Origin of the sequence: Leptolyngbya sp. Cla-17 (genome assembly GCF_016807185.1) — a bacterium.
Taxonomy (GTDB): Bacteria; Cyanobacteriota; Cyanobacteriia; order Leptolyngbyales; family Leptolyngbyaceae; genus ULC077BIN1.
Map to the genome: position 1 here is coordinate 1,231,419 of NZ_JAEVYN010000002.1, position 14,634 is coordinate 1,246,052.

Genomic DNA, 14,634 nt, shown 5'->3' on the forward strand with positions numbered 1-14,634 from the left:
AACTAAACAAATGAATTCAGCTCGAATTATCTTTCAGGAAAAATGGATTACTGTTAAGCAAACCCCTAGGGGCTTTCAATATTTGGAGAGAAAGGGCAAAGACTCGGTTGCGATCTTTCTGTTGAGGAAAAGCGTCAAAGATTTAGAGCAGTACGAAGTTCTGATTCGACAGCAACCGCTGTGTATTGACGAGACAGAAATGGATGGAATGCTGAAGCTCTTTGCTTGCACCATTATGGGGGCGATCGACAAAAGGAAATCGCCAGAGAAATCTGCAAACCAAAAAGGGTACACTGGTTGACGTGTTAGTGAAAAAAGCAGGTAGGAAAAAGCGTGTAATTTTCCACTAGTATTCCTTGATATAAAAACAAGTTACTGACTGCTCAATTTATCCAATTCCCGTTCGGGTAAGTCTTCTACGGCTAAAAAATTATGCTCCTTCATAACGTCCAACAGATTCATATCTGCTTCTAGTAAGCAGGTATGTCCGCTGTAGGGAAGGACCACCAATCGAGAGTTTTGCAGATTTTGCATTAACCATTTCAGTTCTGTCAAAGAGGGTAAAAGACTATCCCGCACACTTCCCAGCAGCAAAAATGGCTGTGTCAATTTCTGCAATTCTGCCTCAGAGACTTCAAATTGGCTTAATAGCGATATCCGCCATGCTGATGTAGATTTGGGCACAGACTTCATTGCCTGTAGCAATGCTCGGCGATCTTCACGACTAATTCGCTCCAGCCGCGATAACAAAGGCAGCAATCCGACAGTAGACATTCGATAGATGGGTTCTGGCAGAATTCCCGTTATTTGGGCACCTAGCTTCATCCATGAACGATGCTTGAACGATGAGGCTGGGTTAATTAATATGACTCGCTGGAATAGTTCGGGCGATCGCAACACAACTTTCATCGCCAAACAACCGCCAAACGATTCGCCACATAAATATACTGAGCGATCAGGAGACTTTTTCAACTCTTGTTGCACCAAAGCCACCACTTGGTCACTTAATCCTTCCCAAGTGGTCAAATCTGTGGGCGGAATCGCTAAACACCGCACATCAAAAAAGGCTTCCAGCCCATCTGTTTGAGTTCTCAATAGCTGCCCAGTGCCATCCATTCCTGGCAAAAACACAAATAGCGGATAGTTAGGTTGCAACAATCGAGGCGTTAAAAAACAAGGACCACTTTCAAGCATGGGGAAAAGATTAGCGAATGACAATTAGCGATTGGCGAACTCAGAATCCTTCTAGTAGCATCCCTGTGCCAAAAGCTGATCAATTTCAGCATGGCATTCGTTGGTTATCTCTGTCACCAGCGATCGCGCCTGCTTTCCTTGATAGTCTGCCCGCTGAGAGCTTCGTATCCAGTAAGGGCGACCAATGAGAACGCTAACGTGTTGATAAACAATCATAGGATGCCAACCGGGTTGGTCAAAAAGCGGTTCCGAAGGATCAACTAGATTCAGCATCCGTAATGGAATTGCGGCATTAGTGGATTCTTGATGAGAGGCGATCGCAACAGGAAGAATCGCCAAATTTGCGATCTGTGCCCGCAGCGCTAGGTGGGCAAATCCTCGCTGGAAATCACCCACTTTCTCTGGCATGGCTGGCTGCACCATCGGTTGAGCACCTTCAGGAAACACACCTACTGTTTGTTGTGATTCCAGTAGTTGCCCTGCTTTGTGAAAAAAGCTTTGTTGGCGTTGGTCAGGAGCTCCTAAAGGAAAACAACCCAATTTAGTAATCACTTCTCGCATAATGGGCACTTCACCCATGTAGTGATGACAAGCAAATCGAATCGGACGCTTGATTGCACTCATTAATAAAGGGGCATCCATAAAACTACGATGGTTACCAATGACTAAAATTGCTCCATCTTGAGGCACACGATCGCGGTAATGCGTGTTAATTCGAGTGCCAAGAAGAGACAAAAATAGCTGAGAAAACTTTAAAGGATCATCTGGAAACATTAGAAACCTTAAATTGAGCAATCAAAATACAGAATTGTTTAAGAATTAACATAGTCAAATAACGCCTAATACCATCCTCTGGTAGATTCTTGCCCCGTAGCTATTTATTTTGAGGATATAAACCACCTCACTCTTTAAAAACTGAACTCACCAACACATAAACAAGTAATACTATGCATACCTATGGCCCTATCCATAGATATCACCACAACCAAAGATAGACTTTGACTTATGTGAAAACCAGCTAATTTCTACACGAAGAGGGAAAGCAATTGATTGTAAGAAATACCTAGCTAATTTAAGGTTTGCTTCAGCTGCTCAGCTCAGGTTTGCGGTTAGAATTATGTAGCACCAATCTACTTATACATCACACTTTAGTATTACTTATCTCTGGGATAAAGCTTACTGATTTCTGTTTGGCAGCTACTTTCAAAAAAGTTGTGGAATTGTATTTTCTCCTCCTTTGCTATTTCTGTTTGAGGAGTGAAATTTAAATAAAACTCATGAGTTCTAAGCATATCAATAACAATCAATTTGTCATTACAACACCCCTTTATTATGTGAATGCGCGGCCTCATGTAGGAAGCGCTTATCCAACGATCGCGGCTGACGTGCTTGCTCGTTTCCAGCGATTGCGGGGAAATTCCGTGTTGTTTATCACCGGCACCGATGAGCATGGTCAGAAAATTCAGCGCACGGCTGAAGGCTTAGGGCGTGATCCCCAAGCTCATTGTGACGAGATTGTGGCAGAATTTCAAACGTTATGGAAGCTGTTAGACATTCAGTTTGATCGCTTTATTCGCACCACCGATCCCCGGCATGAAGTCATTGTCAAAGAATTCTTTCAGCGGGTTTGGGATCAAGATGATATCTACCTGAGCCAGCAAACAGGCTGGTACTGTGTCGCCTGTGAAGAGTTTAAGGAAGAGCGCGAGTTGCTTGATCAGCACCGTTGCGCCATCCATCCAACCATTGAAGCAGAGTGGCGTGATGAGCAGAACTACTTTTTCCGCTTATCAAAGTACCAAGAGCAACTTGAACAGCTTTATTGCGATCGCCCCGATTTTATTCAACCAGGCACGCGACGCAATGAAGTCATCAGCTTCGTTAACCAAGGATTGCAAGATTTTTCAATTTCCCGTGTCAATTTAGATTGGGGCATCCCAGTACCGCCCGATTCTACTCATACTCTGTATGTTTGGTTTGATGCGCTGTTGGGATATATAACTGCCTTGTTAGAGCCAGACGAGCAGCCCAACCTGGAAAACGCTTTGGCTCGATGGTGGCCGGTTAACCTACACCTGATTGGCAAAGATATTTTGCGGTTTCACGCAGTTTATTGGCCCGCCATGCTGATGTCTGCTGGAATTTCTTTACCCGATCGCATCTTTGGGCACGGTTACTTGACCAAAGATGGGCAAAAGATGGGTAAAACTTTAGGGAACGTCTTAGACCCTTTTGCTATTGTTGAGCGCTATGGATCAGATGCCGTTCGATACTACTTCTTAAAGGAAATTGAGTTTGGGCGGGATGGCGATTTTAACGAAACGCGCTTTATCAATATTCTGAATGCCGAACTGGCGAATGATTTGGGCAATTTGCTCAATCGTACGCTCAAAATGGCACAAAAATATTGCCAGGGTCAGATACCTAGCCCAACAGCAGATTTAACCGAAGACAACTCTTTGTCTCTACTAGGAAGCACCTTGGGCAATCGTGTCACCCGCGCTTACGAGGCTCTTGCCTTTAGCGAGGCCTGTGATGCCATTCTAACTTTGGTGCGATCGGGTAACAAGTTCATTGACGAACAAGCTCCTTGGACTTTATATAAACAAGGAAATCAACAAGCTGTTGAACAGGTCATATACCACGTGTTGGAATCAGTTAGGCTAGCTGCTTACCTGCTGTCGCCAATCATCCCTAACATTAGCAATGCCATTTATCAGCAGTTAGGATTCTCAGTCAACTTTACGAACCAACAAACTGAGTCGGTACCGTTTGGTGTTCATTCCACTTGGGGAATACTTCCTATGGGGCAGACTTTAGGTGATCCACAGCCCGTGTTTCAACGTCTGGAGCTTTTAGAAACTGCTTCCCACTGATTACAACAAACGACAAATAGCGACTAAAACTCCTTGTCATAATCAATTTTCATAAAAAGAGATAACACCATGTTAAGTAACACTTCCAATTTTGAAATGAGTGAATCTGTTTTCACGCCACAGCAGGTGTTAGAAAATCGAGGGCGAGTTGCCATTTTTATTGACGGCTCCAATCTTTTTTATGCAGCTTTGCAACTGGGAATCGAAATTGATTACACAAAGCTGTTATGCCGTTTAACTGCAGGATCTCGTCTGCTGCGATCGTTCTTTTACACGGGAGTTGATCGCACCAACGAAAAGCAACAGGGTTTCTTGTTATGGATGCGGCGCAATGGCTATCGTGTGATTTCTAAAGATTTGGTACAGTTACCTGACGGCTCCAAAAAAGCCAACTTAGATGTAGAAATTGCTGTAGATATGATCTCTTTAGTGGGATCGTATGACACTGCGGTTTTAGTCAGCGGTGATGGAGATCTTGCCTACGCGGTGAATGCGGTTAGTTATCGGGGTGTGCGTGTAGAAGTTGTAAGCCTGCGGGCAATGACAAGTGATAGCTTAATTAATGTTGCCGATCGCTATATTGATCTAGATGCAATTAAAGAAGAGATTCAAAAAAATCCTAGAAGCTACACTTATCGACCTCTTTCGGGTATTGGGATAGTGGATGGTGATGTTGAATAAAGCAGCTGGAGCATCAACCTAAAGCCTACAATGAAGTGTGATGATTGATCCCCGTGAGTGAACTTTTTCTGGGCTTTCATAGTCTTTAGATTGTGTAGTGCACTGACCAGATGTTGATAACGCTGGATCTACTTAGGAGTTTTGCCCGTGTCGTCCTCTCTCTTTTCCTCTCGGCAATGGGTGAAATTCTCACTTGTGCTTCTAATGGGTGGATTGCCTTTCGTTGCGATCGCCTGTGGTGGACAAAGCCAAACTGAAAAACAGCTTGCTAAGGAAGCCAAAAGCTTTGAGAAAGAAAGTTTTGACACTGATTTGACATTTGCGTTTGTCACATTGGAAGAATTTGACCAGAAAGGGCAACTGTGGTGGAAAGTAAAAGCAAAAGAGGCAACTTACAGCAAAGACAAAAAAAAAGCACGGATTACAGATCCTAAGGGTGAGTTTTTCCAAGATGGGAAAGCCATTCTTAGAATTTCAGCCCAAAATGGCGAAGTGCAGCAAGATGGTCAACGCATTTTTCTGCGGGGCAATATTCTGGCAACGGATTTGCGAGATGGGTTGGTCATCAAAGGCAATGAACTGGAGTGGCGACCTAAAGAAGACCTGATCTTAGTGCGGAATAACGTGACTGGGACTCGTCAAAAGATGGCTGCAACCGCAAAAAACGGCAAATATCTAACTCGCGCTCGCCGACTAGACCTAGAGGGCAATGTTGTTGCCATATCAAAAGAACCTAGCTTTCAGGTGACAACTGATCGCCTTGCTTGGCTAGTTGAAAAGCAACAATTGTCAGGCGATCGCGCACTTCAGATGCAGCGCTATGAAGGTAAAACGGTGACTGATCAAGCCAGTGCGGATGGGGGTGAAATGGATATTAAATCGGAAACTTTAACTCTTAAACAATCAGCCCGATTGAATATTGCTGATCCGCCGATGTTAGTAAGCGGTAACCAAATTCTTTGGAAAATTAAAGACCGTAAGATTTTCTCCGATCAGCCCATTACCTTTTTTGGCAGCAAAGATAATATCACTCTAGTAGGAAACAAAGGCGATTTAGATCTTAAAACAAGAGACTTAAACTTAAGTGGAAACGTGAATGGTGGCGGTGGAGTCCGCCAAGCGTCACTTAAATCCGATCGCCTCAAATGGAATATGGACAGCCAAGCGTTTGAAGCGGATGGTAACGTCATTTATCGCCAAGCTAAACCTCCGCTTAGTCTGTCGGGTCCTAAAGCCAAAGGTACTCTCAAAGATCAGCAAGTCGTTGTCAGTGGTGGTAGGGTAGTCACACAGTTTGTGCCCTAAGGCTGAATTGGTAGCCGAACTGAAAGAATGGTTGGTGAATGGTTACCAGTCGTGCTGATAGTAGTTGCAGGGCTAACAAACCCATAGGTAGAAGCAACTACGCTAAAAACGACCGTTGCGATCGCCGCTTCTATAATCAAAGTTCCTTTCATTGCAAAAACCTCCATCAGCAAATCCATCTAAGGATCTATACAGTTGCTTCTAGAGGTTTTATGCAAATAATCCTGCTACCACCAGAAAATCACCACTTGGATAAGGACAAGGCATTCGGTAGTCTGTCTTTGATTCCATCATTAAGTGATTCGCCGAATGTTATGCCCTGCAAAAATCTGTAAATCAACGCAGTTATCTCAAAATCTATTGTCTAACTATCACAATATCTTTGAGTGCCATCTGCCAGTCGCACAGCGCCCAACAGCGTGTCTACGATCGCGCATCGCTGCGTTTCAACAGAGGCACCCCTTGGCTTTACCTTCACCACAAGAATCCCATCGGTTGCGGCTGAGGTTCCTATCCACTCCCGATCAACTGCGCCTTTGTTATCAAACAAAATTTTCTCGTTGACAACAGAAAACTCTATGGTTCCAAGTTTCACCTCGCCCTCTCCTAACGTCCGCCAATTTTTGATAGCTGAAACATCAAGAGGTGCGTTACCTAGGGGCACGATCGCAGCACGAGCAGGGGTTAACACGCCATCCCCATCAAAAACGACAAAAAGCCTAGTTCGGGTTGTCCGCGCTTGATTTTGCCCCTCTCGAATCACCTGCACCGCCTGTTCTCGAACTGTTCCTACCCGCTGGCGGTTCATCAGCGCATTCCAACTGGGAGCAGAAATGGCAAACAGCACTCCAATAATAATCAGTACTACCAAAATTTCTAGTAGGGTAAATCCAGCAATAGGTGCTTTATGACGAGTGCGTAATCTGTTTGCTTTCATCTGTGTGACTCCAATTGGAAGTGAAATTAAGCGAATTAACTGTTGTCTTTTTTGCCAACGATGCCTCGCACCAACACGCGCGTTTGCAGCGGTGAAATCCGTTCACTGTTGTCATTTGCCTTAGCAAATCCGCTTTGCCCCGATACATTACCTTTCAACACTAGTAGCACATCCTGGTTGATGGATGGAGGATTGACCAGCTTGCCAGTCGGCCCCAGAATTTGGGTAACAATACCTCCATCCCGCACACAAGCATAGAAGCTACGGAATAAAGGACTGCTGGTAACAATAGGGCTAAGCGATCGCTCACGTATAGCATCATCTACTCCAAACTCATCACATTTTGGCTCCTTCGTCGGATCACCCGGAGGGGTATCATCCACAAAATCTACCAATGTGAAAGCACTTCCTACCGGAAGACCCGGTTTATTCGCATCCTGCGCACTTAATTGTCGATTAACTGATTTTGTTCCATCGTCTTTGAATGGCCATTGCTCAAATGTTAACTCTGGCTCCGCCAAAGGATCTACAAATCCTACGGTTTGATCGTCTTGATCCGTAGGATTAGATCCAAATTGGCTCAGCTCATATCGAGTCAATCGTGCCTTGCCATTCCAAATGGCGCTTTCTTGACCATCCAGACCATAAACTACTAGTGAGTATGAATGCCCTGCCAGACAAGGCACCTTTGCCTTAGTCATTTTGTTATCTGTCACTATCTGTGGATCTTGGCTGCCAAGGAAGTCAGCATTATCCTCGCATAACTTCTTAATACTTTCAGGCAATTCCTTTGTCCGCCAAAATGCCAGCACTGCAACTTTCCCTCTGGACTTATCGTTGATGGTTACTGGAATGTGGTTGATAATTCCATTGCATTTTGTCGCAAAGTCTTTACCCGCAGGTGGCTCTCCATTGCCCTCTAAGCATTCCCCGTTATAAACAAAGACTGCCGATCGCAAATCTTGAGCAACATAGTCCATGGCAGATTGCATATCTTGCTGCACCTGAGTGCGTGCCGCATCTCTTTGATTGGTTTCAGTCAATTCCACAACAAGCGTTAGCAATGACACCACAATCAAAGAGCCAATGATCATGGCTACTAAGAGTTCTAGTAGAGTAAATCCTTTAGCGCGACGACCTTTTCGCGCGGTTTGAAATACTGGGAGTAGCCACCTGAGTCGATAGTTGGAGAAAAAGTTAACCATAGAATTTTACAGGTAGAAAGCAGGTTAGAAGTAGTTTTAATCTGGGTTAAGACCTAACAACACATTGGACTGAATCCACATCACCCACACGTGAGACTCTTGTAGAGAGGACTTGCAGCGGTTTTCTCAGTGCCCCCGTAGTCGGGTCGTCACCCGCCCGTCCAGTGGTCAAACCCAATGTCATTCGCTTAGCGTCAAGATTTGTCATCGCATCCCCAGTCTTATAGCCATACACCCTCACGGTCAAATCAAACGAGTAGGGCGGTACTGTTGCAGGTGACCCTATAGGCTTACAATCATTCTCTCGAAACACCTGCATAGCAAATTCTGGTATACAATCATCATCGATATCTACCGGAATCACTGAAGTTGAAGGCGCTTGCGCGGTTGGAGAAGGATATTGGTTGATGCCTGTGCCACAATCCCCGACCGTAGAAGCCAGTGCACTAAGATTGGGTCCGCTTGCCACGCCTGTTCCTGTCGGGGGCAGTTGCGTCTCCGCTGTAGGCACCCGCTCCATCACAACCCTGACTCGATCAACCTCTGCCTGAGCAATTTGGTTTGCTTGCTCTACACGACGCGACTGAATGCGGCTGGCAGTGGCAACAAAAATAGGGGGCGTAATCGCGACGACCGTGATTGCGATGAGCACGATCGCCACTAAACACTCAATCAAAGTCAACCCTTGATTAGGTTTGGCAGTTTGCGATCGCAGCATCCTCAATAGCAAAGGAGAGAAAGAACCAGAAAGCGGGTGACGCACTAGCATCGCAGTTTCCTAAAAAGTGGAAGGGTAGAAGTTCCCCTCTTATAAAAGAAGGGATAACGGAAGTAATTAAGCTGGACAATTAAGCTTTCCGGGGTCAAACCCAGAAGGTGGCTGAGCTTTCAAGGCACTGCAAAGAAATTGCATGTAGGGATCGCTGCCAGAGGGTTCCGCATAAAACTCGTTTTTCTCATTGCTGAGAGAGGTAAACCGCGATGCCGCTGGGCTTGCCTGCGCTAACTGTAGCGCCACATCATAGCCCCATAGACGAGCAGGCGGTCTATAAGGAAGCACCTCACTCCCACCAATTGGAGTCTCGCCTGGCTCCCAGCTATCGTCATCATAAGGACCTGTAGAGTAGTTGCTAAAGTTAAGCTGCAAAAACGATCCTGCAAAGCGAAGACTAGTTTTGCCATCATCCCAGTTTTCGAGGAAGCGAGGAAAGTTACTCAAGGCTCCGTAGCCTTGGAATTGCCGAGCCGGCACCACGCCACTGACCATAATCACATTCACCCCAGTTTCTGCGTCTTGTGGAATTTTTTGGAGGGCGCGTGCTTTGCTCTGCGAAGAATTCTTATTGTCCATATACTCTCCCTTAATAAGAGGGTCTATGTCGTTGCCAGAGCTATATTCCACAGGCACCGAGCTTCCATTAGCAAGCGACTTGGCAATTAGCCCGTTGCCATTCCGAGAAATTTTTACAGGCGAATAAATGGGGTCACCTGGGTTTTCTCGAACCCAGTTCCATTTGGAGGCATCGGTCAGATCCCTCATAGGGCGATTCTGGTTAAGGAAGGAGGTTGCTCCCTCTGTGTCAGAATTCAAGCAGCCGTTAGCGCTACCAAACAAAGCATTGGTTGTATCGTTGTAAACCTGTGCGCCCTCTTTAGAACCATTTTTGTAAACGGCTTTGGTTGCATTGCTACCAGAACTGGTGTCAACGCCAATCCCTCCATCGTTGTTCGTGGGGCGCGGACCTGCCGTCATAAAAGTATCGATCGCGCTCCCGTCACAGAAGCGATCGCTCAAAATTGTGACACTATCTGCCAAAATCTCTGAAGGTCGCCACAAATCTGCGTCAGGATCGGCAAACCTTTCTTCAGCGCCGCCGTCATCCCGATTATCGTAGAAAGTTTCACTGGTGTAGTCTACCGGATTTGCTGGCAACTGCACCATAAATTCTTCTAGACGCTTGCCATCGGTGTCCTGGTGCAGATTGAAGTCGCCCATGACATAGGCGGGTTGATCAGTGATCAAGGAAAGTCCATGGAAGTTGTCCTCCGTTTTGACGCTGCCACCTCGCTTGAGAATCGCACCGTTGCGGAGGCGGAAGCCATGAGGACGGCGATCTGGGTCGGCAATGAAATCTACAGGCTTGGTTGAAACATTAAAGGCTGCATTTAGCTTTGGATCGGTTTCTGCACCGGGAGTTTGAGCATCGGTATATGCTAAGGTGCTAGCGGGTCGGGCGATCGCATCTTCGCGCACCGCATCCTCGCGGAAGGCATAGACAATGCCAGTAACGGGCAACCAGGTATCATTGCCAACTCCCTTATCGGAGTTTCGCAGCATATCCAGGTCAATATCTAACACACGGGCAGGCAACCACTCCCGCCCATTGAATGCCACCTTATCTTGGAAGGGAATAGCTTGAACACTGCCATCAGTCGCGATAATGCGGTTGGGATTTGGTGGATCACTGGCATCCGGATCTGCAATCGTCGGTAACACCCACTCTGAGATGGGTCTTGGGCTTACGCCCAAATCGACCAATTTCTCTTCTGGAAAAACCTGAAAAGGCTTGTAACTAAATTTCTCAATTCCAGTTGGAGCAGTAGAGGCAGGATTATATGTAGAAGAACCTGCATAAGGACCAGCACTATAAGATTCACTGAGTCGATCAATCGTAGGTGGTACGGCACTAACAGGCTGATAAAGAAACAACGTGTTAGGGGTTTGTTTTATATAAGGCTCCACCCAAGGCTGAAATGCCGCTGGAAGAGTATCCAACGTTGGATTTCCTGGTTGACGATGATCAACAGGTATGCCCCCAACAGTTGCACTGTCTCCGTCCCAATCATGATCAAATTCAGGAAAAATGTAATAGAGAGAGGGGAACTTTGGTGAAACGAGGGCACGTTTCAAGTTTGCAGGTGCAGCGGTCAAGACAGGATCGCTAAATATTGTGTTGTTAGGCGGAGTACCGGAACCTGACACCCTATTGAATTCAGCATTAGTGGCTGTTGCATCTATAGGTTTTAAAGTGTCAGCAGCAGGAACTCCTACTACCTCTTCTAAAATTCCACCAGTCGCCCTAGAAGGATAGCTATTATCACCCGGATAGTCGTGAACTGCCCCCGGAGGAATTACCGTACCGCAGAGACGAGAAAGAGCTAAACGATAACGAGCTTCTGAACTTTGCAAGTTCAGGGCTGTTGCACCTGTAGAACCCGTTGAGGTTGCTCCAGTGATTGCAAAAATATTTGGATCACAAGCTGAAGACCACAGGGTTGGTTTGTTGGTTGTGCCAGTAATGTCGAAAGCAGTGAGGTATGGATTGTAGTTCCACGTATTGGCGGCAGGAGAAGGGCGAAAGCCATAGGTTCTGTCTCGCCGAATTTGGAAATGTTCGTGGATTAAAGTGCCTAATTGGTAAAGCTGATTATTCTCGGGATCAGCTCCACCCGCAGCCCTAATCTGTTCAAGCAACTTCGCCAGAAACATTTCTGGAGTAGCGCGATCGTAGTCACGTGGATTGTAATTGCTTAGAGCAGGAACCGCTGTGTCATCATTTGCAGCCTGAGTGTAGTTATAGGTTGCTAATGCACCAGACGGTAAGATTTCACCATTTCTAGTATCACCATCCATCAACTTATATAAATCTGCACCTAGAGTCGCTTGATTGGCTTGATTGGCGGCAGCAGCCGGATCAAACTTTTGTACTTGGTTAATGTTGTAAGCCAACATGCCCAACATGCAGCCTGCGGTTTCTTTGTAGCTTTGATCCGCTGGACTATTGTTTGTGGCTTCCAATGCCCGTTTTAGGTTAGAGAAGTTGCCCCACATGGTTAAAGTAGGGTCGGGGTGAATTTTGCCTCCCGCTGATTCTTGCTTGGGCGGGAAGGCTCCATCCAGTTCTCCAGCAAAATTTGCCAGGTTTGCTAGTGCCGTCTGCATCGTACCAGATGTGATATCAGGGGGCGTGAATTCCCAGCCGTTAGTACCTTTACCATAAAAGAAGTCAACCAGAGGATCTGAACCCCCAGCAGCTTTAGAAGATGAAAAGTTAACTGATTGGCGTAAGGTGTAAGGTGAACCAGGGTGAGCAGTCAGAGCAAGGCATGCGGCAGGAGTTCGTCCATCCCCTATGCGATAGTGGTAAACCGTTGCGGCTTGCACGGCTGCTAAGTTATCTCGTAGTGCCCGTCTCTGCTTGTTTTCATGCTTACGGATGTCGTTTGCAGCACCTGTATAAGCATAAGATGGATAAAGCGGGTCACCAGGATTATCGCTATTTTCCAAGCTGACATTATTAGCAACGACTGTGGCAGGTAGATAGTTATTTGCTGGCGTGTTCGGATCAAAAGTTCTTAAATTATCAAAGGTGCCATTTCCAGGAGAAATCGTAGTCGAAGTTAAATCTTGCTTGGCAGCATCATTATTGCCCACTGGGCGATCTTGGGGGGCGACCCAGCCGTAGGGGTTACCTAGCTCCAGGCGTTCTCCCACCAAGATTCTCATGCCGCCCGTGTAGACCTTAGAAGAAGAAATATCTGAATCTTTGAAGGTGCGACGCTCCCAATAGCCATCTAGCCCTGGAGGGGTGCCGGTGGTAAAAACGTTGTTGATCAGATCAGGTATTGATGCTGGTATGTTCGCACCAACTACCGTTCCACTAGGGATTCTATTTTCAGGCTTGGCGTTGTAACGCACTTTAGGACCATAGCGGTCGTCTGCCCGATAAAGGTCATCTACGTAGGGCTGAGTGCCACTTGCATCGCTGACAAAGCGACCAGGGTTAAATTCCGTTTGTTCAATGTTATCGATAATGTCGTCTTTATTCGTAACATCAGGCGTAACTGCCTGGTGAATGTCTTCTGTAAGCAGTTTGACCGGATCTGTGGAAATCCCAATGACATCTTTTGATTGTTTTGCCCAATCGTTGCCTGGGTTAAAGTTCTTACTCTCATAGCCAGCGCCTTTATATTTATCGACTCGCTGGCTGCTTTTATATTCAGTGTTACGCCCTATCTCAGCCCCAGCAATGATGCCCTTAAAGGCGACACCGCCATTTATCTGCTTTGAATCGGTTAGAGGTAGGGTTCTATCTAAGATAAACTCGCGTACCGAGATCTCTGAGTTGCTTTCAGGTTTAAATAGGCAAGACTTCGTGGCACTAATCAAAAAACTGTTAAAGATACGGCCATCATCCCGCCCAATGAAGATATTACCTTCACTATGCATGGCACCATTCCAGTTCATTTGTGCCCCAGAAACAGCCTCCAAGTCATACTTAAACCAGGCCCCCCATTTGTTGCCCCGGTCTAGCTTGTAATCTTGCAAAAACTCTAGGGTGGTGAAGTTGACAGGGTTCGCTTTATCTATGCCCGTTTGGTTAACAACCAAAGCATCAATCTGAAAGCGCTTCCGCAGAATGGAGGTGTTGGATACATCTTGAAACCAGCCCCCTTCTACCTTAGAGCCGCCGCCTTTAGTGCGACACTTGACCGCAGAACTATTGCTTTGTGGTCCAGAACGGACATAGGGACCATCCGCGTTGCCAGTGGCTTTTTGTCCATCATCCAGCTTAAGCAAAGACACCGGACCCTGTTCGTCCTCATCATCGGGATCAGGATCATCAGGGGTGGAAAAATTAATCGAGTAGATGATCGCATTGTCACCGTCTTTATACGTCCAAGCATTATCAACCCCACCCACCCCATTAATGTCAACGCGTCTCTCATCACTCAGGGTGTAGGGGTTTGCCCCAGTTGTCAAAGCTGGCACTTTAACTCCTGCTGGACCAACGGGTCGAGTTTCTTCATTCAACAACATTCCGATGAGGAATTCTTCGGAAGGGGTGCCGCTAGGTAATCGGACATCTTTGCCAAACAAATAATCGAGTTTTGAACGGGCACGATCAATTGCTGGGGTCGCCGCATTATAAATCTCTCGGCTTTTCACATTACCAATCGTGCGGGTAGTGCTGTTAAATGCCCGGAAGGTCAGTGCGCCCACCGTCAGAGAAACGACCAAAATCAGGAAAACCGTGGTGGGCAGGACAAACCCAGCGTTACGGGGTTGCCGATTCAGCAAAAATACTGTTCGCAGAAGCCAATTAACAAGGGTTTTGCTCAGGCGGCGGGAGAGCTTCCAAACCTGTTTCAAGATGGGTTGAAGTTTTTTGGCTAACTTGCGATCTGACATGGCTGCGTCCTGAGGGTAATTGTGTGACGAGAAAGGGAGCTTGAAAAGGGAACAGGGTGGGGTCAGAAATGAAATACTAAGTAAGTGATAGGTTTGAGAAGCTAAGCGTTAGAAATAAAATTAAGCGAACAATGGAACTGAAAGAGAAAAAAGTTCCAAACCCAGTAAATTATGAACGAGTTTTTGGAAAAGCCACCTATTTCCAAGGCTATTTGAAACGAATAATTCAACTAATCCATCATG

11 protein-coding genes are annotated in these 14,634 nt (G+C 46.2%); 4 read left to right on the plus strand and 7 right to left on the minus strand.

The features are described from left to right. Positions 1-10: 10 nt before the first annotated feature. The gene (locus JOY44_RS16840) at positions 11-301 is read left to right on the plus strand and encodes a hypothetical protein (protein ID WP_171574780.1); all 291 of its coding nucleotides are present in this window, start codon (positions 11-13) and stop codon (positions 299-301) included. A 71-nt stretch (positions 302-372) separates the two neighbouring features. Here the strand turns inward: JOY44_RS16840 and JOY44_RS16845 are convergent, their stop codons facing one another. Next, complete coding sequence (locus tag JOY44_RS16845; protein WP_171574781.1) at positions 373-1,194, minus strand: alpha/beta fold hydrolase; 822 nt, start codon at positions 1,192-1,194, stop codon at positions 373-375. Positions 1,195-1,245: 51 nt separating this feature from the next. Beyond that, positions 1,246-1,968, minus strand: coding sequence for a lysophospholipid acyltransferase family protein (locus tag JOY44_RS16850; protein ID WP_171574782.1), 723 nt, complete (start codon positions 1,966-1,968; stop codon positions 1,246-1,248). A 503-nt stretch (positions 1,969-2,471) separates the two neighbouring features. Between JOY44_RS16850 and metG the strand changes: the two genes are divergently transcribed. The 3 genes from metG to lptC all read left to right on the plus strand — a co-directional run bounded on the left by metG (position 2,472) and on the right by lptC (position 6,056). Then, entirely contained in the window at positions 2,472-4,070 is a 1,599-nt protein-coding gene (gene metG / locus JOY44_RS16855) for a methionine--tRNA ligase (protein ID WP_171574783.1), read from the plus strand. Between the two features lie 69 nt (positions 4,071-4,139). Beyond that, positions 4,140-4,751 (plus strand): NYN domain-containing protein, encoded by a 612-nt coding sequence (locus JOY44_RS16860; RefSeq protein WP_171574784.1) that lies wholly within the window; start codon positions 4,140-4,142, stop codon positions 4,749-4,751. Between the two features lie 147 nt (positions 4,752-4,898). Beyond that, entirely contained in the window at positions 4,899-6,056 is a 1,158-nt protein-coding gene (gene lptC, locus JOY44_RS16865; protein WP_171574785.1) for an LPS export ABC transporter periplasmic protein LptC, read from the plus strand. Here the strand turns inward: lptC and JOY44_RS16870 are convergent. The 5 genes from JOY44_RS16870 to hpsA form a co-directional block, all read right to left on the minus strand. Further along, a complete protein-coding gene (locus tag JOY44_RS16870; RefSeq protein WP_171574786.1) occupies positions 6,053-6,208 on the minus strand; it encodes a hypothetical protein in 156 nt (51 codons plus the stop codon). The genes lptC and JOY44_RS16870 overlap by 4 nt on opposite strands. A 212-nt stretch (positions 6,209-6,420) precedes the next feature. Continuing rightward, positions 6,421-6,993: a Tfp pilus assembly protein FimT/FimU gene (locus JOY44_RS16875; protein ID WP_171574787.1), complete on the minus strand. Its 573-nt coding sequence runs from the start codon at positions 6,991-6,993 to the stop codon at positions 6,421-6,423. A gap of 35 nt (positions 6,994-7,028) precedes the next feature. Next, positions 7,029-8,198: a prepilin-type N-terminal cleavage/methylation domain-containing protein gene (locus JOY44_RS16880; RefSeq protein WP_171574788.1), complete on the minus strand. Its 1,170-nt coding sequence runs from the start codon at positions 8,196-8,198 to the stop codon at positions 7,029-7,031. Between the two features lie 46 nt (positions 8,199-8,244). Beyond that, positions 8,245-8,967, minus strand: a complete 723-nt coding sequence (locus JOY44_RS16885) for a type II secretion system protein (RefSeq protein WP_171574789.1) — start codon at positions 8,965-8,967, stop codon at positions 8,245-8,247. Between the two features lie 66 nt (positions 8,968-9,033). Then, on the minus strand, positions 9,034-14,391 hold the full coding sequence (gene hpsA, locus JOY44_RS16890) for a hormogonium polysaccharide biosynthesis protein HpsA (RefSeq protein ID WP_171574790.1): 5,358 nt from the start codon (positions 14,389-14,391) through the stop codon (positions 9,034-9,036). Between the last annotated feature and the right edge of the window lie 243 nt (positions 14,392-14,634).